Raw genomic sequence first — 22982 nt, forward strand, 5'->3', positions numbered from 1 at the left:
GCATGGAACACCAGTACCCCATTTTCACCGAGGATATGAAAAAGACCCACACCATCCTCATCCCCAACATGGCGCCCGTGCAGTTCCGCATTCTGGCGGCGGCCATGGAGAACAAGGGCTACAAGGTGGAGCTGCTGGGCAACTGTGGCAGCCAGGTCAGCGAGCTGGGACTGAAATACGTCCACAACGACACCTGCTATCCGGCCCTGCTGGTCATCGGCCAGTTCCTGGACGCATTGAACTCCGGCAAGTACGACCTGGAGCACACCGCCCTCATCATCACCCAGACCGGCGGCGGATGTCGGGCCTCCAACTACATCTTCCTGCTGCGCAAGGCTCTGGAAAAGGCGGGCTACGGCAATATCCCCGTGCTGAGCCTGAATTTCTCCGGTTTGGAAAAGGGCAACAGCCTGCCCATGGACCTGACCTTCATGCGCATGGCGCTGTCCGCCATCTATTACGGCGATCTGCTGGTAACATTGAAGGCCCAGACGATGCCCTATGAGACCCATCCCGGCGACGCGGCGTCCTTACAGGACAAGTGGCTGGACGCCATCTGCGGCTGGGTCCGCCAGGGCAAGGGCTTCTCCCAGAGGGAGATGAAGGCCGCCATGCCCAAGATCGCGGCGGAATTCGCGGCCATCCCCGTCCGCCGGGTGCCGAAGGTCAAGGTCGGCGTGGTGGGCGAGATCTATGTGAAGTATTCGCCCCTGGGCAACAATGACCTGGAGGCGTTCCTGGCCACCCAGGACTGCGAGGTGAACCTGCCGGGCCTGATGGGCTTTGTGCAGTACTGCGCATACAACCCCTCGGAGACCGCCCGGTTCTACGGCGGCAGCTTTCTGGAAAAGCACGTCTCCGACCTGATCCTGGGCTATATCGCCACCATGGAAAAGGTCATCATCAAGGCATTGAAAGACCATGGCTATCACGCGCCCTTGCCCTTCAATGAACTGACAAAGCTCACCGAGGGCCTCATCAGCAAGGGCGACAAGATGGGTGAGGGCTGGCTCCTCACCGCCGAGATGGCGGAGCTGATCCGGGCGGGGTATGAGAACATCATCTGCGCCCAGCCCTTCGGGTGCCTGCCCAACCACATCTGCGGCAAGGGCATGATCAATAAGCTCCGGGAGCTGTATCCCCAGGCCAACATCACCCCCATCGACTACGACCCCAGCGCCACCCGGGTCAACCAGGAGAACCGCATCAAGCTGATGCTGGCGGTGGGCCGGGAGCGCCTGGCGGAAAGGGCCTCCGAACAACAACCCCAGAAAATGCCTGCGGCGGACGCTGCGGAAGCGGATGAGGCGCTGGTATGAAGGTCTGCGTGCTCATGGGCAGCCCCCGGAAAAACGGCAACACCGCCGCGCTGCTGAAGCCCTTTTGCGAGGAACTGGAAGCAGGCGGAGCGGAGGTGGAGACTGTCTGGCTGTATGACAGGAATATCCAGCCATGCGTGGCCTGCCGGGCCTGTCAGCAGGACTGGACGGCGTTCGGCTGTTCCCGGCGGGACGACGGGCAGGAGATTTTTGACCTGGTGCTGGACAGCGGCCTGATCGTTCTGGCGACGCCCATCTATTCCTGGTACTGCACACCGCCCATGAAGGCCCTGTTGGACAGGCTGGTGTATGGTATGAACAAATTCTATGGCGGGACCAGGGGACCGTCCCTGTGGGCGGGCAAGGCCATGGCGCTTTTGCTGACCTGCGGCTACCGGCCCGAAAAGGGCTGCGACCTGTTCGAGGAGGGCATGCGCCGCTACTGCAAGCACTCCGGCCTGCGGGACCTTGGCAGCCACGCCGAGCGGCACCTGGGCTATGGCACCGTGTTTATGGACGAGGAAAAAGAGGCGCGGACCCGGGCATTTGCCCGGAAAGTGCTGCGGGAGACGGCAGATGGACATCTATGAGGTCACAGAGCGCACGCCCGTCCTGCTGGACAGGCTGTTTCGGGTGTGGGAGCGCTCTGTCCGGGCCACGCACCTGTTTTTGACCGAAGCGGAGATTTAAACGATCGGGGAATATATACCCGCTGCTTTATCTGCGGACCGGCTGAAGAGATCTGACAAAAGTCAGGTCTCTTTTTGCATCTGCAGGCGGAAATAAATTGACGAACAGCGCGTTATGGAGGTATAATATACTGTATTTTTATGTGGATGCGGAGGACCGTTTATGTGGATCGCGGATCAATGGCAGGACTATGAGCTTCTGGACTGCGGCGGAGGGGAGAAGCTGGAGCGCTGGGACAGGCAGTTTCTGGTGCGGCCGGACCCCCAGGCCATCTGGGAGACACCCCATCAGAACCCCGCCTGGAAGCGGGCCAACGCCCGGTATCTGCGGTCCCAGACCGGCGGCGGCCACTGGGAGAAAAAGGCCCTGCCGGAGAGCTGGAAGGTCCATTACGGCGAGCTGACCTTCCAGGTGAAGCCCATGAACTTCAAGCACACGGGCCTGTTCCCGGAGCAGGCGGTGAACTGGGATTTCGTCATGGACAAGATCCGCAATGCCGGACGGCCCATCCGAGTGCTGAACCTGTTTGCCTACACCGGCGGCGCCACGGTGGCCTGCGCCAAGGCGGGGGCCTCCGTCTGCCATGTGGACGCGGCCCGCGGCATGGTGGCCTGGGCCAGGGAGAACGCCAAGCTCTCAGGCCTGGAGGACGCGCCCATCCGCTGGATCGTGGACGACTGCGCCAAGTTCGTGGAGCGGGAGATCCGCCGGGGCAAGACCTACGACGCCATCATCATGGACCCGCCCAGCTACGGCCGGGGCCCCGGCGGCGAGGTGTGGAAGCTGGAGGAAAACCTGTATCCCTTTGTGAAGCTGTGCGCCGGGGTGCTGTCGGACAAGCCCCTGTTCGTGCTCATCAACTCCTACACCACCGGCCTGGCCCCCTCGGTGCTGGGGTATCTGCTGAACATCCTGGTGGCCTCCCAATACGGCGGCAAATGCACCTGGGACGAGCTGGGCCTGCCTGTGACGGAGACCGGTCTGGCCCTGCCCTGCGGCGCCACAGGCCGCTGGTTTTCGGAATAAGGAGGCAGCGATGGACCTTGCGTTTTACACAGCGATGACATGCCGGTATATCCAGGCCATGCTTCCCGGGGCGGTTCTGGCCCTGGCGCTGTTTTTCCTTCTGCGCCCCTTCCGCAGGCGGCGGCTGGCGGAGCGGGGACTGGCAAGCCCGCTCCGGCGGGAGGCGCTCCTTCTGCTGCTGTGCCTCTTCGGCGGCGGCATGGCGGCGCTGACGCTGCTGCCCTCCGGCTGGGTCAATCCGCTGGTGAATCTGATCTGCGGCATCCCTCTGGGGCCGTTCTTCTCCCTGGGCAGTGTCAACCTGATCCCCTTCGCCACGTTGGAACTGGGGCACCAGACTCGTTTCACGCTGTTCACCCTGCTGGGGAACATCATCATGTTTGTCCCCTTCGGCTTTTTCGCCGTCCTGCTGTGGCGGGGCTATACCTGGAAGCGGGCGCTGATGCTGGGCCTGGGCATCACGGCCTTCATTGAGTGCTGGCAGCTCTGCATCGGACGGGCCTTTGACATCGACGATCTGATGTTCAACGCCCTGGGCGTCCTCTGCGGCTTTTGGCTGTGGGAGTGGCTGGACCGCCTGCTGCCCAAGGACTTGAAGCAGTTCCATTGTAAAGAAGCGGAAAGTGAGACTTGATATCTATGTCAACCATGATCGAGACCGAGAGCCTGCGGTTCGCCTATCCGGCGGACGAGGGCGGAGAGCCGGTGTTCGCCCTGCGTGGCGTGGACCTGGAGATCGAAAAGGGCAGTTTTGTGGTGGTGCTGGGGCACAACGGCTCCGGCAAATCCACCCTGGCCAAGACCTTCAACGGCGTGCTGCTGCCGGCGGGCGGCAAGGTGTACGTAGAGGGGATGGACACCCTGGATGAAAAACTTCTGCTGGCCATCCGCCAGCGGGTGGGCATGGTGTTCCAAAACCCGGACAACCAGATCGTCGCCAACGTGGTGGAGGAGGACGTGGCCTTTGCCCCGGAAAACCTGGGGGTCCCCACGGAGGAGATCCGCCGGCGGGTGGATGACGCCCTGCGGGCCGTGGGGATGTATGAATTTGTGACCCACGCGCCCCATCTGCTCTCCGGCGGCCAGAAGCAGCGCATCGCCATCGCGGGCGTCATCGCCATGGAGCCGGACTGCATCGTGCTGGACGAGGCCACCGCCATGCTGGACCCCATCGGACGGCAGGAGGTGCTGTCCACCGTCCACAAGCTGAACCGGGAGAAGGGGATCACCGTGATCCTCATCACCCACCATATGAACGAGGCGGAGGCGGCGGACCGGGTCATCGTCATGGACGACGGAAAGGTCGCCATGGACGGGACGCCCCGGGAGGTGTTCGTCCGGGTGGAGGACCTGCGGGCTATGGGCTTGACCACGCCGGACACCGTGGACCTGCTGGACCGCCTGAAAAAGGACGGCCTGGATGTCCCGCTGGACGCCCTGACGGTGGAGGCGTGCGCCGACGCCATTGCGAAAGCCGTGGCTGGAGACTGACTGGGAGGAACGAGAAGATTTGGAACCGATTTTAGAGATCAAAAATCTGACGCATACCTATGGGATCGGAACGCCCTTCCAGCGCAGCGCGGTGGAGGATATGAGCTTTTCCGTGGACGCGGGGGAGTTCCTGGGCATCATCGGCCACACCGGCTCCGGTAAGTCCACCCTGATCCAGCATCTGAACGGCCTGCTGAAGCCCACCAACGGCCAGGTCCTGCTGAACGGCAAAGACATCTGGGCGGAGCCGAAGAAGATCCGGGACGTGCGCTTCCGGGTGGGACTGGTGTTCCAGTACCCGGAGTACCAGCTGTTTGAGGAGACGGTCTACAAGGACATCGCCTTTGGCCCCGCCAACCAGGGAAAGACCGGAGACGAGCTGGACCGCTGCATCCGGGAGGCTGCCCGCCTGGTGGGCATCCGGGACGACCAGCTGGACAAGTCTCCCTTTGAACTCTCCGGCGGGCAGAAGCGCCGGGTGGCCCTGGCGGGCGTGCTGGCCATGGAGCCGGAGGTGCTGATTCTGGACGAGCCCACGGCGGGCCTGGACCCGGCGGGCCGGGAAAACCTGATGGCGAATATCCGGGACTACCACCGCAATAAAAATAAGACCATCATCCTGGTGAGCCACAGCATGGACGAGATCGCTCAGAACGTGGACCGCATCCTGGTGCTGAAAAGCGCCCATGTGCTGATGAGCGGTGCTCCGGCAGAGGTATTTGCCCGGGCAGACGAGCTGATCACCGCCGGGCTGGACGTGCCCCAGGTGACCCGTATCGCCATGGCGCTGAAGGCCCGGGGCGTGGAGATCGATCCCGCCGTTTACACGGTGGAGGCGCTGGAGCGGGAATTGCTGGCGCTGCGGAAAGGCGGTGCCGTATGCTGAAGGACATCACCCTGGGCCAGTATTTCCCCGGCACCACAGTGGCCCACAAGCTGGACCCCCGGACGAAGATCCTGCTGGTGGTCCTGTATATCACCGCCCTGTTCTGCGCCAAGAGCCTGGTGACCTACGGCGTCATGGCACTGTGTCTGGCGGTGTGCGTCTATATATCCAAGGTCAGTATCAAGGCGCTGGTGCGGGGGTTGAAGCCGGTGCTGTTCATCATCATTTTCACCGGCATTTTGAACCTGTTTTTCACCTCCGGAGACCGCTATCTGGTGGAGTGGGGCTTCCTCCGCATCTCCGATACAGGCCTGCGCAACGCCGTGTTCATGGTGCTGCGCATCATGCTGCTGATCATGGGCACCTTCCTGATGACCTACACCACCAGTCCCATCAGCCTGACGGACGGCCTGGAACAGCTTTTGAACGGTTTGAAGCGGTTCCATGTCCCGGTCCATGAGCTGGCGATGATGATGTCCATTGCCCTGCGGTTCATCCCGACTCTGATCGAGGAGACGGACAAGATCATGTCCGCCCAGAGGGCCCGGGGCGCGGATTTTGAGAGCGGGAATCTGGTCCAAAGGGCCAAGGCCCTGATCCCCATCCTGGTGCCGCTGTTCATCAGCGCCTTCCGTCGGGCGGACGAGCTGGCCACGGCCATGGAGTGCCGCTGCTACCACGGCGGCGAGGGCCGCACGAAGCTCCGCGTGCTGCAATACGAGCGCCGGGACTATATCGCTCTGGCACTGGGCGTGGCTGTCACTGTGGGCGTCATCGTCCTGCGGCGGTTTGGGATTTGAGGAACGGAGGATGGTGCTTTGAAAAAACGGCGGATCTGGGTGACGGTCCTGGTGCTGTGCGGAGGACTGCTGCTGGCGGCCTTCGACGTGCGGCTGCGGACCGTGTCCTATGAGGTCGTTTCCGATAAAATTACCGCGCCGGTTCGACTGGCGCTGCTGACAGACCTGCACAGCTGCGCCTACGGCGGCGGACAGCGGACGCTGCTGGATGCGGTGGCCGCGCAGACGCCGGACGCAGTGCTTCTGGCCGGAGACATCGTGGACGATGTGATGCCGGAGGAAAACGCCTGGACCACGGTCCAGGAACTGGCGGCGGACTATCCCTGCTTTTACGTCACCGGTAACCATGAGTGGTGGACCGGGGAGGCGGAGCGCATCTGCGGACAGATGGAGGACCTTGGGGTCACGGTCCTGCGGGGGAACAGCGTTTCCGCGGTGCTGAACGGACAGCGCGTCACCCTCTGCGGTATCGACGATCCGGACGCCGGAGAGAGCGAAGCACAGCTGGCACAGGCCGGGACAGATGTGATGGGAAATTCCTTTACGATCCTGATGGCCCACCGCCCGGAGCGCATTGAACAGTATCTGCAATATCCCTTTGACCTGATCGTGTCCGGCCATGCCCACGGCGGCCAGTGGCGGATACCCGGTATCCTGAACGGCCTCTACGCGCCCCACCAGGGGCTATTTCCCGCCTATGCCGGCGGGCGCTACGACCTGGACGGCACCGTGTTTCTTGTCAGCCGGGGCCTGGCCCGGGAGAGCACCAGGGTGCCCCGCATCTTCAACCGGCCGGAGCTGGTGATCGTGGATGTTCTGCCTGCGTGAGCAGTGGAAAAGGATGGTATATTTGGCATGAAAAAGAACTGGATGCAGGGCTTGTCCCTGGCTTTGAATATTGCCCTGGTGTGCCTGGTGATCGGGCAGGGTATTCAGCTGACCCGCCTGCATGAGACGGTACGCGGCAATTCTGCCGCGCAGGATCAGGAAATACAGAGACTGCGGGAACAGCTGTCGGATCTCCGGCAGGAGCTGCGGGAGGGCGAGAAGCTCGTTGCGGACTATACGCTGGAGCCGGTGGGGATCGACGCGGAAAGCCGCACGCTGGAAGCCAACCTGGTCTTACAGCTGAAAAGCTGGAGCGCGGACAGCACGGTGGCCCTCAAAGCGGCGGCCTACCGTGAAACTTGCATCACGATGCTGCCGGTGAACGCAAACGGAAGCTGCCGGGGAAATGTGATGATCCCGCTGGAAACGCAAAGCGGCGGACTCACCATGGAGGTCGCCGTTACCAGCGGGGGCGTCACTACGCGGGAGGCCCTGGGCAGCTGGGAAGACCCCGCCATGCTGCTGCCTCTGCGGGCCGTGGGAAGCTCCTGGGGCGGACCGTATTACCAGAACGGAAAGCTGAAGAGCGATTTTGACATTATTTTGGAGAATGCCTGCCGCACAGAGGTTGTCGAGCCCCTGTTTCGCATTTATCTGAACGGTGCGCTGGTCCAGGAGACGGCGGCGGAGATCTCTCAAAGCACCGGTACGGGCAGGGAGGACCGGACCGCCTATGCCCCGGCCCTGCCGGAGCAGACCCTGCTTCTGGACTGCAAGACCGGGGATACGGTCAGGATCACATTCGCCTGCCGGGACGGCTATGGCTTGGGCTACGAGTTTCCTGTGCAGGAGTGGGTCATTGAAGAGACACAGGCAAATCAGGCGGCGGGCGGCGGGACAGACGGCTATGAATACCCGGTGCTGACCTGGCCTGAATAAGGAGCTTTCGACTATGCGCAACATCGCCTTAAAACTGATGTACAACGGCACCGCCTACCACGGCTGGCAGGTGCAGAAGAACGCCGTGACCGTCTGCGAGATACTGCAAAAGGCCCTGGAGAAGATTACCGGCGCGCCGGTGCATCTCACCGGCTGCGGCCGGACCGACGCGGGCGTCCACGCGGAGCACTACATCGCAAACTTCCGCACCGAGTCCCGCATCCCCATCGACCGCCTGCCCTTTGCCGTCAACACCCACACGCCGGAGGACATCGCGGTGAAGGAGGCCTTTGAGGTGGCGGAGGATTTCAACGCCATCGGCTCCTGCATCAAAAAGGAGTACACCTACCGCATCTACAACTCCCGGTTCAAAAATCCCTTCTATGTGAACCGGGCCTACTTCTATCCCAAGCGGCTGGACGAGGCATTTTTGAACCGGGCCGCCCACCAGTTCGTGGGCACCCACGACTTCCGGGCGGTGCGCAGTGTGGGCACGGAGACGAGGTCCACGGTCCGCACCATCTACTGGTGCGACGTGACGAGAAACGGGGACCTGCTGGAGCTGAAGGTCTGCGCCAACGGCTTTTTGTACAACATGGTCCGGGCCATCACCGGAACGGTGCTGTATGCGGCGGAGGGCAAGTTCCTGCCGGAGGATATCCCCGCCATCCTGGAGAGCGGAGACCGCACGCTGGCCGGCCCCACGGTGCCGCCCGGCGGACTGTACCTGACAAGACTTTGGTATGAGGATGAACGACTGAATGGCTGATACGACGAAGGATATCTGGAACGACAACGACGGAGAGGAGAGCCAGCCGAAAAAGTCCCGGAAGCGCAGGGGCTTCGGCGTGTTCTTTTTGACGCTGGTGGTCGTGCTGCTGGTGGTGCTGGCGGCGGCGTACCGGGACGGGACCGGCCTGGACGCCCTGCACCGGTACTTCAGCTACGGCAGCGCGGAGAAGGTGGGGGGAGACACGGTGTACGACTACGATGCCTCCGCCAAAAACAAGTTTGCCGTGCTGGGGGACCGGCTGGTGGTGCTGTCCGACATCTCCCTGAAGATTTTGGACCCGGACGGCGGCGAGGTGTGGTCCACGCCGGTCAATATGGCCGCTCCGGCCCTGTCTCAGGGCGGCGGCAAAGTGGTGGCCTACGACGTGGGCGGAACGGAGCTGCATGTGCTGGACCAGAACGGCGAGGTGCCTCTGCGGGACCAGAACGGTGAGGCCCTCACGCTGACCGATGATGATTCGGAGCCGCTGATCTCCGCCACGCTGAATGACAAGGGCTGGCTGGCGGTGACCACCAAAAAAAAGAACCGCAAGGGCTGGGTCGACGTCTATAACGACAGCATGGAGCAGGTCTTTGCCTTCAAGTCCTCCGTGCGGTTCGTGGAGGACGCCTATGTCACCAATGACGGCGCCTATCTGGCGGCGGTGACGCTGGGGCAGGAGAACAGCGTGTTTGTCAGCAATATCGTCCTCTATGACCTGACCAAAGAGGATCCTGTGGCGGACTATGACGTTTCCAACGGTCTGGTCATCGTCATCGGACAGCAGGGCGGAAAGCTCGTCACGGTGTCCGACACCTGCCTGACTTTTGCGGACACCAAAGGGGAGGTCTCTGCCGCGTATCCCTACCAGGGGGCCTACCTGCGGGAGTACGCCATCTCCGGCGACGGTTTCACCGCCCTGCTGCTGAACCGCTACCAGTCCGGCAGCGTGGGACGGCTGGTGACTGTGGACGCCGACGGAGAGGAGCTGGGGGCTCTGGATGTGAATGAGGAGATTCAGAGCATCTCTGCGGCGGGACGGTATTTGGCCGTGCAGTATATCGACAGCTTGGTGGTCTATAATCAGGCCCTGGAGGTATATGCTTCTTTGAAGGGCACGGATTATGTGAAGGAGGCCCTGATGCGGCAGGACGGCTCCGTACTGCTGCTGTCCTCGGAGTCGGCAAGCCTGTTTTTGCCTTAAAAGTGAGAAATTGATGGGCAAATTCACAAAACGTTTACATCGGGAAAGGTAGGCAATCGTGACGACACCTGTTATAATAGACATCGTTGTAGCGGCCATTTTGCTGGGCTCCGCGGCATTTGGCGCGAAGCGGGGGCTGCTGCGGACCCTGGCCGGGTTTGTGATCGTGGTGGTGGCCCTGATAGGGGCCGGGATGATCGCCGCCACATTTTCCGGTCCAGCGGCAAAGCTGGCGGCCCCGGTCATTGAAAAGCAGATCGAGAGCAAGGTGGACGACGCCCTGGCGGCGGAGACCGGAAAGGTCCAGATGCCGGAGGCGGATGTAGAGGGCGGCTTCCAGATCGAGGACCTGCTGGAGCTGCTGGGACTGGACCGGGAGGTGCGGACCTCCCTTGCGGAGCAGGCCCGGGAGACCGTCCGGGACACCGGCGTGTCCATCGCCGCCGCTGTGGTGGAGAGCATCGCCCAGTCCATGATCTACGGGGTACTGTATCTGGTCTCATTCCTGGCCCTGCTGCTTTTGCTGCGTGTGCTGCTGCGGGCCATGGACCTGGTGTTCAAGCTGCCCGGGCTCCACGGACTCAACGCCCTGGGCGGCGCTTTGATCGGCTTGACCGAGGGAGCGCTGCTGCTGTTTCTGTCGGTCTGGCTCCTTCGGAAGCTGGGGGTCTCCTTTGAGACCGGGGCCCTGGCCGAAGCCCATATCCTGCATATATTCACGGCAAACACGCCGCTGAGCGTGCTGTCGTTTCTGCAATAACTTGGAGGTATACGATGCAGCCTACACTTTGTTCAAGATGTAAGAAGAATGTCGCCGTGGTGTTCATTTCCAAAATGGACGGCGACAAGACCGTCAATGAAGGTCTTTGCCTGAAGTGCGCCAAGGACTTGGGACTGCCCCAGGTGGATGACATGATGAAGCGCATGGGCATCTCTGACGAGGATCTGGAGACCCTGAGCAGCGAGATGATGCAGGCCATGAGCGGCGTGGAGAATATCGAGGACCTGCCCGGCGGCGAGGGAGACGACGAGGAGGAAGAGGGCAAGACCGCCACCTTCCCGTTCCTGAACCGCCTGTTCTCCGGCGGAGACGCCGCGAAAGGGGAGTCCCCGGCGGAGGAGGGTGGCGCCCGTGACCGCCGGGACAAGGACCGCAAGGACCCGAAAAACGGCAAACGGAAGTATCTGGAGAACTACTGCATCTCCCTGACCCAGAAGGCCAAGGACGGCAAGCTGGACCCGGTCATCGGCCGGGCCCAGGAGATCGAGCGGGTGGTGCAGATCCTGAACCGGCGGCAGAAAAACAATCCCTGCCTGATCGGCGAACCCGGCGTGGGCAAGACCGCTATCGCGGAGGGCCTGGCCCAGCGCATCGCCAACGGCGATGTGCCCTTTAAGCTGCGGGAGAAGGAGGTCTACCTGCTGGATCTGACGGCTCTGGTGGCAGGCACCCAGTTCCGGGGCCAGTTCGAGAGCCGGATGAAGGGCCTCATCGACGAGGTGAAGCGCCTGGGCAATATCATCCTGATGATCGACGAGGTCCACACCATCGTGGGGGCGGGAGACGCCGAGGGCAGCATGAACGCCGCCAATATCCTCAAGCCCGCCCTGTCCCGGGGAGAGATCCAGGTCATCGGTGCCACCACCTTCAACGAGTACCGCAAGTCCATCGAGAAGGACACCGCCTTGGAGCGCCGCTTCCAGCCGGTGACGGTGAACGAGCCCTCCATCGAGGACTCCATCGAGATCTTGAAGGGCCTGGCGCCCAACTATGAGAAGTTCCACGGCGTCAAGATCTCCGACGGCATCCTCCGCCAGGCGGTGGTGCTGAGCGAGCGCTACATCACCGACCGCTTCCTGCCGGACAAGGCCATCGACCTGATCGACGAGGCCTGCTCCGACCTGAACCTGAAGGACCCGGACATCTCCCGGCGGATGCAGATCCAGCGGGAGCTGGATGATTACGAAAAAGAGCGGAGCATGCTGGAGGAGAGATCCACCCAGGAGGGCGCCGAGCCGGACTACGAGCGCATGGCCTTCCTCAAGAGCCGGGAATTGCAGCTCAACACCGAGCTGAACACGCTCATCGAGAAGGGCGATCCCCAGCTGTCCATGGAAAATCTGGCCCACGTTATCGAGCTGTGGACCAAGATCCCAGCCTCCCGCATCCGGGAACAGGAGTTCCAGCGTTTGAGCCAGCTGGAGGCCCGTTTGAAGGAGCACATCATCGGCCAGGACGAGGCCATCGCCGCCGTGTCCGCCGCCGTGCGGCGGAACCGGGTGGGCATCAGCCCCAAGCACAAGCCCGTCAGCTTCATCTTCGTGGGTTCCACCGGTGTGGGCAAGACAGAGCTGGTGAAGCAGCTGGCGAACGACCTGTTCAACACCCCGGACGCCCTGATCCGCCTGGACATGTCCGAATTTATGGAGAAGCACTCCGTATCCCGCATCGTGGGCTCTCCCCCGGGATATGTGGGCTATGACGAGGCGGGCCAGCTGACGGAGAAGATCCGCCGGAAGCCCTACGCCGTCATCCTGTTCGACGAGATCGAGAAGGCCCACCCCGACGTGCTGAACGTCCTGCTCCAGATCCTGGACGACGGCGAGATCACCGACGCCCACGGCCGCAAGGTCAACTTTGAGAACACCATCATCGTCATGACCTCCAATGCCGGCAGCGCCACCAAGGAGGGGACCGTGGGCTTTGGCCGCACCGCCAACGAGCAGGACGCGGACCGGGCCATGAAGGCCCTCCAGCAGTTCCTGCGGCCGGAGTTCATCAACCGCGTGGACGCGGTCATCACCTTCAACCGCCTGTCCGAGGAGCATTTCCAGCGGATCGCCCGCATCATGCTGGACGAACTGGCGGCCTCCTTGGGGGAGAAGGGCATCACCTTTACCTATGAAGACGAGCTGCTGGCGTTTTTGACCAAGAAGTCCTATTCCCGGACCTATGGCGCCCGAAACCTGCGGCGAACCATCCAGAAGGAGCTGGAGGACCCCATGGCGACCAGGATCATCGACAGCTATGAAAACCCCGTCACCCAGATCAAAGCCGTGGTGGAGGGAGAGACCATCCAGCTGTATACGCTGTAAATGTGAGACGAGAGGGAGATCAGGATGCTGTTTCGAAAGGATATCGACCCGCGGTGCGCCTACTGCCAGCGGGGACAGCAGATCAACGAGCGGGAGATGGCCTGTGTCAAGCGGGGCGTCGTGCCGGTGGAGCACCACTGCCGGGCGTTCAAGTACGATCCGCTGAAACGGGTGCCGCCCCGTCCGGCGTCACTGGATACTGACAAGCTGAACGAAGCGGATTTTTCGCTGTAACGCTGTTTTTAAAAATGCGGTCAACAACAGGCGTCCGGGGTCCCCAGACGCCTGTTGCCGCAGAAGGAGAAGGACCATGGAGATCAAAAAGGTTTGGGCCCTGTATTATAGTGCCATCGGAACCACGAACAGGACGGTGAACACCATTGCGGAGGAGCTGGCCGCAAAGCTGGACCTGCCTCTGGAGCCGGTCGGTTTCACCCGGCCTGTAGACCGTGAAAAGGGATACTGCTTTACAGAAAATGACCTGGTCGTGGTGGGAACGCCTACATATGCGGGCAGAGTGCCCAATAAGATTTTGCCGGATTTCCGGGAAAAGCTGAAAGGCGGCGGCGCCCTGGCGGTGCCGGTGGTGCTGTTCGGCAACCGAAGCTATGACAACGCCCTGGCGGAGCTGTGCGCAGTGCTGGAGGCAGCCGGCTTCCATACCGTGGCGGCCGGGGCTTTTGTGGGACAGCATGCATTCACGGACAAGCTGGCGGGAGGCCGTCCGGACTGGGAGGACAGGCGGCAGATGCAGCGGTTTGCTGGTGAAATAGCTGACAAGGTAAAGAACTTGACAGAGATCCCAGCGCCGGTGAAGGTGCCCGGCGATCCTGACGCGCCCTATTACGTGCCCAAGGGACTGGACGGGGAGCCGGCTAAGTTTTTGAAAGCCAAGCCGAGAACGGATCTCTCCAGATGCTGTAACTGCGGCGCCTGTGCCCGCCTGTGCCCCATGGGGGCCATCGATCCCAACAACGTGGCGAATGTGCCGGGCATCTGCATCAAGTGCCAGCGCTGCGTCCGCAAGTGCACCCATGGGGCCAAGTACTTTGACGATCCGGCGTTTCTCTCCCATGTGGCGATGCTGGAGGCCAATTTCCAGAAGCCGAAGAAGAATGAGGTGTTTTTGTGAGGCGGGTGAGAAGGACGGTCAATGTCCTGGTCCTGCTGGCGGCTACTAACTTGGTCTGGTCCTCTATGATAATTGAGGCGGAAAACGGCTTACGATGGGATATTTTAAGTATTATTTGGTTTCTGGCATTTGTGTTCGTCAATATCAGGCCACTTCCAAAAAGCGGACCGACAAAGCGAATCTGGTATCTGCACAGCGGCGCAGAGTTGTTATGGCTTTTTTTAATAACAGTGACAGTGAATGTTGTATCGGTTTGTGCATATTTTCTTTATTTCCGAAGCATTTTGTTTGACGAGGTCTATGCCGGGATGTTTTTCAAGGGCATCTGGGCATTGACGATTTTGAATCTGGTCACTATGGTAGTTCTGGAGGCCATCCTCTTCTGGAACGGCATGATCCGCGTCTACCTGACCTCCGTCCAGCTTGGCATCAAGCACCGCGTTCTGGCGGCCCTGTGCGGCTGGATACCGTTTTTGAACATCTGGCATTTATCCAAGATCATCCGGATCACCTCCGGCGAGGTGGAGTTCGAGACGGAGAAGTGGGAGCTGGACGTGGTCCGGGCGGAAAGCGAGATCTGCAAAACGAAATATCCCATCCTCATGGTCCACGGTGTGTTCTTCCGGGACTACCGCTACATCAACTACTGGGGCCGCATCCCCAAAGAGTTGATGTGCAACGGCGCCACGGTCTATTACGGCCGGCACCAGTCCGCCGCCGCGGTGGAGGACTCCGGCCGGGAACTGGCTGCCCGTATCCGGCAGATCATCGACGAGACCGGCTGCGAAAAGGTGAACATCATCGCCCACTCCAAGGGCGGGCTGGACAGCCGTGCCGCCATCGCCCACTGCGGAATGGCCCCCTATGTGGCCACCCTGACCACCATCAACACGCCCCACCGGGGCTGCATCTTTGCGGAATACCTGCTGGGGAAGGTGCCGGAGGCCGCCCGGCAAAGGATCGCCGCCGCCTATAACGCCGCGATGAAAAAGCTGGGCGATGAAAACCCGGACTTTCTGGCGGCAGTGACGGACCTGACGGAGAGCGCCTGCCTTGCCCGCAACCAGGTCACGCCGGATGCGCCCGGCGTGGTCTATGAGAGCGTGATGTCCTATTGCAGAAAAGCCGCCCATGGCAAATTCCCCTTGAACATGACGCACCCCATCGTCAAGTATTTCGACGGTAAAAACGATGGCCTGGTATCTGTGGACTCTGCCCGGTGGGGAGAGCGTTTCACCCTGTTGGAACCCAAGGGAAAGCGGGGCATCTCCCACGGAGATGTGGTGGACCTGAACCGGGAGAACATTCCCGGCTTTGATGTGCGGGAGTTTTACGTAAATCTCGCGGCAAATTTGAAACAGCGCGGCTATTAAACACAGCGTCCCGATACAAATCGGGACGCTGTGTTTTTGTTAAAGAGAACCACCGGCTGTGCCGGTGGTTCCAAAAAGCTTTAAAGACTTGTACATTTGCGGCCGCCCCAATTTTAATACCGATAAGGTCGCCTGTGATTGAAAAATAGGTATGAAGTCTTGCTTCAAGGATTCTAAAAATGACAACAAAACTTGAATGGAGATCAATATCTTCTGGGATTTTGAATCCTGCTGTAATCTCTTGTTTGAATATTTTCAGGGGCCATAGAAATGTAGGCCTTTCCGTAATGATACATAGGTCCTAGCATCTCCTGGACCTGGTATACCTCTTCGTTGATTTCACCAGAGAGCAATTTCTGTGCGGCGATCAGCATATCATCAAAATACTGCCTATCCAGAGGGCATGAATGCCCTGCGCAGATGGTGTCAAATTCATCCTCCCGCGCTTTTATTTTTTGTGCGCCTGCAAGCCAGATTTCAACAAACTCCTTGTCTGTTTTTCCGCGGGGCAACAACAGCGTTTCCCCAAAATTATCTCCAGCAAAAAGGATCCTGTCTTCTTTGTCCAGAAAGCAACAGCTGCCGTTTGTATGTCCCGGCACATGAATAGCTTCCAGACTCCGATTTCCCAAATCAAATACCGCTCCGTCCTCATATGGCACTAGGTTGATTTTTGTCATATCCACTGGGAGCAAATCCTGGGGGTGAAAGGGTAGACGTTCTTCACCATAAGCAGCAATTGCTAGGCGACAGTACAGCCTGCGTTTATAAAGACCGACCGGATTGGTCTCCTCCGGCAAAGAAAAGCAGGGGATGTCCGCCCTGTGGATGTGCAGAGTGTCAAATTGCCCGATTCCACCCACGTGATCCATATGGGCATGGGTAGCAACGACGGAATAAGGAGTTGTGATGAAACTTTCCACAAGGGATTTCAGATCCCAGGTCCCGGTCCCTACATCCAGAAGCACGGACCTCTTAGTCCCTTGAATTATATATAGGTACTCCATAGAAAATTCATCGACTGCCCAAATACCGTTTGTGATCTCCTGAACATTATAATCCACCTTTTCCATAACACCGCGCCTCCTTTTTTCTATGCCTAGGTTCGGATTTCCACACCTGAGGTATTCATTAGGAATATGTTAGCATAAAAAAAGGGTTCTTGTTATGCTTTTTTCCTATCTTTAATCATCGGTATTCGCAAACATAGGAAGTACCGCGGCGACCCATACAGGCCGCCGCGGTACTCTGCGTTTTTAGGGGTTCCTCTAATAAATGGCGTTGCCGATTACATCAAGGTATTCTGCCGGCAAAAAGAATTTTCTGCGGGAGACCTGGCGGCTTCCAAAGGAAGCCAACGCGGCAGGACAGCAACGGGTAGCCGTTTGTGGTGTTCCGGCAAACCGCAGAAATGGGGGGCAGATGAAGAGCTCTCAACAATCAGTACACTGCGTATTCAGAGAAAAAGTCTTTTAGCCTTTCGATGAATCCCTCCGCAATAGGCGGAAGCGTATAATTTTTCCGCAAAACATAGTAAAAGGCCACCATTGCATCTTCTTCGCCAAAGGGAATGGAAATACATCTGTACCGCTTTGTCCTACGCCGCGGAACAGAACTGATGTGGAAAGCGTCAGTTTCAGCCACGATCTCCTCACAGGCCAGGCTGTCATTTGTGGAAATGATATGTGTCGGCATTTCCTTAAAAAGCTTGAAAACCCCGTTCGCCGACTCATCAAACAAGTGGTTGAAATTTTCTTCCTCCTCTGAGACTACGTAGGTGAACTTTGTAATATCGTCTAATTTTTGGTTCATAATAGGATGCTCGCTACGGATAATAAGGTTCAGCTGACTTTCCCCTAATTTATGATAACTCAGGTTTTTAACGCTGGCCAGCTTTTTCACTTTATTCTCCATGGATTTTTGAACAAATACAATACCCATCTCCGCACGGTTGCTGGCAACATCCTCCAGTACATGTCTGAAGGAGTGCTTCACCAGACGGAAATAAGTGTTGGACTCCGGATCAGAGGGTTCTGCATCCTGTATCCATCTTGCAAATTCCACCAAAAAAAAGGACCGCATGGACGAGAGGGTGAATCTGTTGGTCTGCTTTATAGTTCGAACTGCGTAAATATTCTCCAAAAATGACTTTTGATTCAGAATTTCACGGGCATACGTGAGGAACTCCTCCCCGCTTGCCGTGATCTGGATTCCCTTTTTCGTCCGGTGAAAAATCTGGATGCCAAACTCATCTTCTAACTGCTTGATAGCAGTGCTCACATTGCTCTGGTGGGTGTAGAGCTTTTCAGCAGCCTTACTGATCGACACACAATTTGCTACTTCTACTGCAAATATTAGTTGCTGAAATGTCATCATCCATTCCCCCGTTTTCGCGCAGCGCCCACATTCCGTCCACTCCGATCAAGTCTTCGCATCTTTAGGGTCTCAGCTTATCACGGCACAATTGGTCCACCTAATTTCAAATTTTATTATAGGGTCTTTCAAAAAAAAGTCAAGTATATGAAAAAACCATGATTACTGGTCGGAATATCGCATGAACGTTTTCCGCACAGGTATGTTATAATTCGTTTATAGAGAATTCTCAAAAAAAACATTGCTCCGGCTGTTTTTTTATTCAAATCGCCTAGGCGCAGCTATTCGAAAGGATGTGGTAATGAATTTATGTGCGTAAAAGCTTTGATCATCGCGCCGAATGACAATGTGGCGGTTATGCTCAATGAAGCCGCCGAAGGTATCGAGGTTCATACGAGTCTAGGGACTTTAATATCGAAAGAGGCGATCCCGGTAGGACACAAAATCTGCATAAAAGAAATCCCTTGTGGTAGTGATGTGATCAAATATGGCCTTCCCATTGGCAGTGCTATCTGCGATATTCCCGTAGGATCCTGGGTCCATTCGCACAATGTGGAGGACACTACAGAGGATATCTGCAATGCTTATATCGCCGCGTATTACACGAAGATCAGAGAGGGATGTATTCCATGAGGACAATCAAGGCATATCGGCGGAGTAACGGAACTATTGGAATAAGGAACCACATTTTAGTGATTTCCCTGGTACATTGCTCCAACAGCACCGCTACTAAAATCGCATCTGCATGTAAAGTTCCTGCAATTACAATCGATACCGGCTGCGGAGAGTTCCGCAAGGATGAGGATCGCACGAATTTGGGGCTGATTCGGGCAGGTCAGCACCCGAATGTCTACGGTGTTCTCCTTATCAGCTTGGGCTGCCAGTGGACAAACCCGGAATATATTGCTGGTGAAATAGCGAAAGCAGGTACTAAGGTGGCCCACCTTTGCATCCAAAAAGAAGGCGGTGTGGAAAGCACGGTGATCCGGGGCACCCAAATCGTCTGTGACATGATGGCGGAAAGTTCCGCGCTGAATCGAGAAGATGTCCCCATCTCTGATTTGCGGCTGAGCGTATACTGCGGCGGCTCCGATTGGAGCAGCAGTCTTGCCGCAAATCCTGTTGTCGGTGAATGCATGGATTTGTTCGCAGATCAGGGTGCCGCATTTGTATCCTCTCCCATCCGCGGTATGCCAGGTGGCGAGCAGCACCTGACAAGGTTGGCAAGGGACACGACGATTGGCCGTCGTGTGCTCGAGATTAGTTGTGAATATCGAAATGAGATCTTGCAGGCAACTGGGCAATCCATTTCTGACGTGAACCCTACCCCGGGGAATAAGGCAAACGGAATGACAACGCTCCGAGAAAAAGCTATCAGCAATTTAAAGCTCTCCGGCAACCGCACCCCGCTCAATGGTATTTTGGAAATCGGAGAGCCAATTCCCGGTCCCGGCTTCTGGATCATCGATAACCGAAAAGGCAGCAATGATATCTATGCCTGCACGGCGGTGGCCATGGCCGGCGCCCATATCTGTCTGTTCACGACCGGGCAGGGGACCCCCATAGGGATTGCCAACACAGTGACTGTAAAGGTAACTGCGAATCCCAAGACTTACGCCCGCCTGGGACAGGAAATTATCGACTTTGATGCATCTGCTGTCATTACCGAAGGAATGACAATTGAGGAAAGTGCGGCACAACTGTTCGAGACTGTTATTGACATTGCCAATGGCAAAGCTACAAAATCAGAGCTATTAGGCGATAACAGCTGGGTTACCCCCCCTTGCGGAACAATTTGATTGGAGAATTCCTTTCCATGCAAAACAGCTAGACTTCACTGTTCTCAGCATTGGAAGCAGCGGACAGGTAATATCCGTATATTTAGCCGGCAAAGGATTCTCTGTCAAGCCCTATGATTACAATGCGAAAAAGATTGTCGAATTGAGCATCCTATGGAAAATCACCGTTTCCGGAAAGCTGGAATGTGAGGGTACCTGGATATTGGCTCCACGGACCTTTGGGATGTTTGGCCAGGTGTGGATGTTATTATGATCTGTACAACGACATACCCCATGAGGAATTGGTGCGTGCTGAGTGCCCTATCTCCAGGATGGCTAGGTCATCCTCTTGGTTCCGGGGCATGTCGGTGGAACCTTACTGATTTCATGAGGCCCGAAAGACCAGATCGACCGCGCTGCTGGCCTTATCATATCCAAAGCTGGCGACCTGCGGTACGCCTGTCATACGGACTGCACAGGGCAGATCTATGTGTATCTTGCATGAAGGGTGCTGTCCAGGGGATGTCAATTCCCACTAGCGATACCGGCCGTCTGCTTTCTATGCTGCAGTCGGTATTCCCAAATCTCGCCGCCGCGAAAAACTTCTTTGAAACAGGTTTTAAATGCGGAGGCGCTATATACACCCCATTCCCAGCCTAATGAACCTTGCCTTGGCAGAACACCGGGGCCCTATGATTGTTACAAGGAAGGAATCTCTTCCGGTGCTGCGGGGATGACTTCAAACGCGAAAGACGAACGGTTGAAAAGCCTGGCCTGTCTGAAAAATTTTGGCGGATATCTAGAGTATGGTCTCATAGCACAAGATCCGTGACCCTAAAAATTCCATTTTTTAATCTATAAGGGAGGATGATCAAATGAATGTTTTTAGTGAGGGAAGAATTGGAAATCTGATATTAAAGAACAGATGGATACACTCAGCCACTCATGAGGGCAATGCAAATCCCGATGGCTCCTGTGGTCCGGACATCATTGAACTGAATCGAAAAATCGCCGCCGGCGGCGTCGCCGCCAACATTGTCAGCTTCGCCTTTGTACATGATACGGGCCACAGTCTGCATGGACAGATCGGTATCCACAATGACGGCATGATCCCTGGGCTTGCAAAGATGGCAGAGGCTATCAAAAAAGAAAATTGCAGGGCTATCATCCAGATTGGACACGCTGGCTGCCATGCAAACGAATCACTGTCCCACGCACAGTCTATCGGCCCTTCTCCTATGGTAAATGTGAAGGGTGGCGTTACCCGCCAGATGACCAAGACAGAAATCGAAGATTCCATTCAATGGTTTGCCGATGCCGCAAGGCGCGCTAAAGAGGCGGGGTTCGAGGGTATTCAGCTGCACATGGCACACGGATACCTGCTCTGCTCCTTCCTTTCTCCCCACTATAATCATCGAGAGGATGAGTATGGAGGATCTATTGAGGGAAGAATAAAATTGCCTCTGGAGGTTATTCAGGCGGTCCGCCGTGAGGTCGGTCCCGATTTCCCACTGCTGGCTAAACTGAATTGCGAAGACGGTCTGGATTCCGGTATGACTTATGACATTATGGGGCACAACGTCGAAATTTTACAGCGTGCCGGCCTGGATGCCATTGAGATTTCCGGCGGCTGCAGCGCAGATGGTGCCAAATGGCCATCCTCCCGCGGTTTTAACCCGCAGACACCGGAGGAGGAAGGCTACTTTAAAAAAGCCGCACCCTATTTCCGTGCGAAATGCTCGCTGCCTTTGATCCTGGTGGGCGGAAACCGCACTTTGGAAGCTGGTGAGACAATGATTGCTGATGGAACTTGCGATTTCCTTTCCATCTCAAGGCCCCTTATCCGAGAACCCGGCCTGATTAACCGGTGGGCCGCTGGCGATACCTCCCGCGCAAAGTGTATTTCGTGTAACCTATGCCGGGATCAACTGTTTGCGCAGAAGGAAACTAGCCTGTTCTGCCCATTTGCCGCATTGGATTGATGGCCTATGAAACTGACAGACCGGGAAAAAAGGCTGTTGAACGGCGAAAAGGGAAAAGTTCCACAACAGGCCATGGCACTGCTGGTAAAATACGGAGAGGCCCTCGGCGCGGAGGAAATGGTTCCAGTCCAGCACATTTATGCATCCTCTGCATTCTGTGCCAATACGGATTTGACCCTGGCCACCGTTAAGCAATGCGGTGGAATCAAGGAATATTTTTCTGAATTCGCACTCTGCGGAGATGCCGGTTGGGAGATTCCCAGGATGGAACATTTTGCCACATGCTTGGCCAACAACATTGACCTGGATATGTGGGAGGAGCAGGAGGCTTCTCGGGAAATCTATGAAATGGGCCTGCTGGCCGATGAGTTCGAGCGTGGTATCGACCATCTGTCCGCCCCTTCATGTGCTCCATATTTGCAGGGCATTTCTCCAATTTTTGCAGAGCACATCGCCTCTATGGAGTCCTCGGCTGTGTCCTTTTTCAACTCTGTTATTGGCGCGAGGACCAATACCGAGGGAATCGAGAGTGCCACCGCTGCCGCATACACGGGATGCATCCCGAAATGGGGCTTGCATTATACGGAGAACCGGAAGGGGACACACCTGGTTCGTGTTACCGTTCCAGTGGAAACGATTATGGACTGGGGGCTGTTGGGCTTTTATTTCGGACATGTCGTTCAAGAAAAGATCCCCGTGGTGGATGGGATTTCCCACCGGCCTTCCGCGGATATGCTAAAGCACTGTGGCGCGGCAGCAGCGTCCTCCGGCGGGGTTGAGTTGTATCATGTGGTCGGTGTCACACCAGAGGCCCAAGATAGGAACATGGCGTTCCAGAGAGGGGCACCATTGGAAGAATTTGAATTCGGTGAAAGGGAGAAGCGCTGGAGTTATGAAATGCTAAATTCCGGAACAAGTCCCTATATTGACCATGTGATTTTGGGCTGTCCCCACTATTCCATAGAGCAGGTCTTTCAGTTTTTACGCTGCCTGGGACGTCGAAAAATTCATTCTGATGTACATTTGTGGCTCATGGTCCCATACACCGTAAAAATGCTGGTGATTCGGCAGGGCTATGACAAGCTCATGCGCGAAGCAGGCGTTCATATCATCGCAGGCGCCTGTCCTATATTAGGCGGAGTTTACCGCAAAAGCGCCCAATCCATTGCCACGGACAGCGCGAAGCAAGCGAAATATTTCCGGGATATGACCGGCAAGCCCGTCTATTTCGGCAGTATGGAGCAATGTATCGAGAGTGCTGTTTCTGGAAAATGGATCGGAAGCTTTTGCTAG

Annotated in this window: 22 protein-coding genes; 20 read left to right on the forward strand and 2 right to left on the reverse strand. The window is 57.4% G+C overall.

Going from position 1 to position 22982, the window contains the following annotated elements; all coding sequences use genetic code 11:
* Positions 1–2 precede the first annotated feature (2 nt).
* The 16 genes from Q0Z71_RS03615 to Q0Z71_RS03690 all read left to right on the forward strand — a co-directional run bounded on the left by Q0Z71_RS03615 (position 3) and on the right by Q0Z71_RS03690 (position 15556).
* The gene (locus tag Q0Z71_RS03615) at positions 3–1319 is read left to right on the forward strand and encodes a 2-hydroxyacyl-CoA dehydratase (RefSeq protein ID WP_298018388.1); all 1317 of its coding nucleotides are present in this window, start codon (positions 3–5) and stop codon (positions 1317–1319) included.
* The gene (locus Q0Z71_RS03620) at positions 1316–1909 is read left to right on the forward strand and encodes a flavodoxin family protein (protein ID WP_298018390.1); all 594 of its coding nucleotides are present in this window, start codon (positions 1316–1318) and stop codon (positions 1907–1909) included. The genes Q0Z71_RS03615 and Q0Z71_RS03620 overlap by 4 nt, the downstream gene beginning before the upstream one ends.
* Before the next feature lie 262 nt (positions 1910–2171).
* Positions 2172–3035, forward strand: a complete 864-nt coding sequence (locus tag Q0Z71_RS03625) for a class I SAM-dependent methyltransferase (protein ID WP_298018393.1) — start codon at positions 2172–2174, stop codon at positions 3033–3035.
* 10 nt (positions 3036–3045) lie between these two features.
* Positions 3046–3669 (forward strand): VanZ family protein, encoded by a 624-nt coding sequence (locus Q0Z71_RS03630; protein WP_298018396.1) that lies wholly within the window; start codon positions 3046–3048, stop codon positions 3667–3669.
* Positions 3670–3674: 5 nt separating this feature from the next.
* Positions 3675–4526 carry an energy-coupling factor transporter ATPase gene (locus Q0Z71_RS03635; protein WP_298018399.1) on the forward strand — a complete coding sequence of 284 codons (852 nt, stop codon included), beginning with the start codon at positions 3675–3677 and terminating at the stop codon, positions 4524–4526.
* A 19-nt stretch (positions 4527–4545) separates the two neighbouring features.
* Positions 4546–5412 (forward strand): energy-coupling factor transporter ATPase, encoded by an 867-nt coding sequence (locus Q0Z71_RS03640; RefSeq protein ID WP_298018402.1) that lies wholly within the window; start codon positions 4546–4548, stop codon positions 5410–5412.
* Positions 5406–6212, forward strand: a complete 807-nt coding sequence (locus Q0Z71_RS03645; RefSeq protein WP_298018405.1) for an energy-coupling factor transporter transmembrane protein EcfT — start codon at positions 5406–5408, stop codon at positions 6210–6212. The genes Q0Z71_RS03640 and Q0Z71_RS03645 overlap by 7 nt, the downstream gene beginning before the upstream one ends.
* Before the next feature lie 18 nt (positions 6213–6230).
* A complete protein-coding gene (locus Q0Z71_RS03650) occupies positions 6231–7040 on the forward strand; it encodes a metallophosphoesterase (protein WP_298018408.1) in 810 nt (269 codons plus the stop codon).
* A gap of 27 nt (positions 7041–7067) precedes the next feature.
* Positions 7068–7979: a hypothetical protein gene (locus Q0Z71_RS03655; RefSeq protein WP_298018411.1), complete on the forward strand. Its 912-nt coding sequence runs from the start codon at positions 7068–7070 to the stop codon at positions 7977–7979.
* A 13-nt stretch (positions 7980–7992) separates the two neighbouring features.
* Complete coding sequence (truA, locus tag Q0Z71_RS03660) at positions 7993–8748, forward strand: tRNA pseudouridine(38-40) synthase TruA (protein WP_298018413.1); 756 nt, start codon at positions 7993–7995, stop codon at positions 8746–8748.
* On the forward strand, positions 8741–9955 hold the full coding sequence (locus Q0Z71_RS03665) for a DUF5711 family protein (RefSeq protein WP_298018416.1): 1215 nt from the start codon (positions 8741–8743) through the stop codon (positions 9953–9955). The genes truA and Q0Z71_RS03665 overlap by 8 nt, the downstream gene beginning before the upstream one ends.
* A gap of 58 nt (positions 9956–10013) precedes the next feature.
* Complete coding sequence (locus Q0Z71_RS03670; protein ID WP_298018420.1) at positions 10014–10715, forward strand: CvpA family protein; 702 nt, start codon at positions 10014–10016, stop codon at positions 10713–10715.
* Between the two features lie 14 nt (positions 10716–10729).
* Positions 10730–13051, forward strand: a complete 2322-nt coding sequence (locus Q0Z71_RS03675; RefSeq protein WP_298018423.1) for an ATP-dependent Clp protease ATP-binding subunit — start codon at positions 10730–10732, stop codon at positions 13049–13051.
* Positions 13052–13075: 24 nt separating this feature from the next.
* Positions 13076–13285 carry a hypothetical protein gene (locus Q0Z71_RS03680; RefSeq protein ID WP_298018426.1) on the forward strand — a complete coding sequence of 70 codons (210 nt, stop codon included), beginning with the start codon at positions 13076–13078 and terminating at the stop codon, positions 13283–13285.
* A gap of 76 nt (positions 13286–13361) precedes the next feature.
* Positions 13362–14183, forward strand: coding sequence for a 4Fe-4S binding protein (locus Q0Z71_RS03685; protein WP_298018429.1), 822 nt, complete (start codon positions 13362–13364; stop codon positions 14181–14183).
* 308 nt (positions 14184–14491) lie between these two features.
* The gene (locus tag Q0Z71_RS03690; RefSeq protein WP_363316672.1) at positions 14492–15556 is read left to right on the forward strand and encodes a triacylglycerol lipase; all 1065 of its coding nucleotides are present in this window, start codon (positions 14492–14494) and stop codon (positions 15554–15556) included.
* Positions 15557–15759: 203 nt separating this feature from the next.
* Here the strand turns inward: Q0Z71_RS03690 and Q0Z71_RS03695 are convergent, their stop codons facing one another.
* Together Q0Z71_RS03695 and Q0Z71_RS03700 are read right to left on the reverse strand one after the other, a co-directional pair.
* Complete coding sequence (locus tag Q0Z71_RS03695; protein ID WP_298018435.1) at positions 15760–16629, reverse strand: MBL fold metallo-hydrolase; 870 nt, start codon at positions 16627–16629, stop codon at positions 15760–15762.
* A gap of 367 nt (positions 16630–16996) precedes the next feature.
* On the reverse strand, positions 16997–17932 hold the full coding sequence (locus Q0Z71_RS03700) for a LysR family transcriptional regulator (RefSeq protein WP_298018438.1): 936 nt from the start codon (positions 17930–17932) through the stop codon (positions 16997–16999).
* A gap of 354 nt (positions 17933–18286) precedes the next feature.
* Between Q0Z71_RS03700 and Q0Z71_RS17065 the strand changes: the two genes are divergently transcribed.
* From Q0Z71_RS17065 to Q0Z71_RS03715, 4 genes are all read left to right on the forward strand, one after another.
* Positions 18287–18562 carry a UxaA family hydrolase gene (locus Q0Z71_RS17065; RefSeq protein ID WP_363316675.1) on the forward strand — a complete coding sequence of 92 codons (276 nt, stop codon included), beginning with the start codon at positions 18287–18289 and terminating at the stop codon, positions 18560–18562.
* On the forward strand, positions 18559–19728 hold the full coding sequence (locus Q0Z71_RS03705) for a UxaA family hydrolase (RefSeq protein WP_298018441.1): 1170 nt from the start codon (positions 18559–18561) through the stop codon (positions 19726–19728). Before Q0Z71_RS17065 ends, Q0Z71_RS03705 begins: the two co-directional genes overlap by 4 nt.
* 854 nt (positions 19729–20582) lie before the next feature.
* The gene (locus tag Q0Z71_RS03710) at positions 20583–21689 is read left to right on the forward strand and encodes an NADH:flavin oxidoreductase (protein ID WP_298018444.1); all 1107 of its coding nucleotides are present in this window, start codon (positions 20583–20585) and stop codon (positions 21687–21689) included.
* Positions 21690–21695: 6 nt separating this feature from the next.
* Entirely contained in the window at positions 21696–22982 is a 1287-nt protein-coding gene (locus Q0Z71_RS03715; RefSeq protein ID WP_298018447.1) for an aconitase X catalytic domain-containing protein, read from the forward strand.

Origin of the sequence: uncultured Dysosmobacter sp. (assembly GCF_947631635.1) — a bacterium.
Classification (GTDB): domain Bacteria; phylum Bacillota; class Clostridia; order Oscillospirales; family Oscillospiraceae; genus Oscillibacter.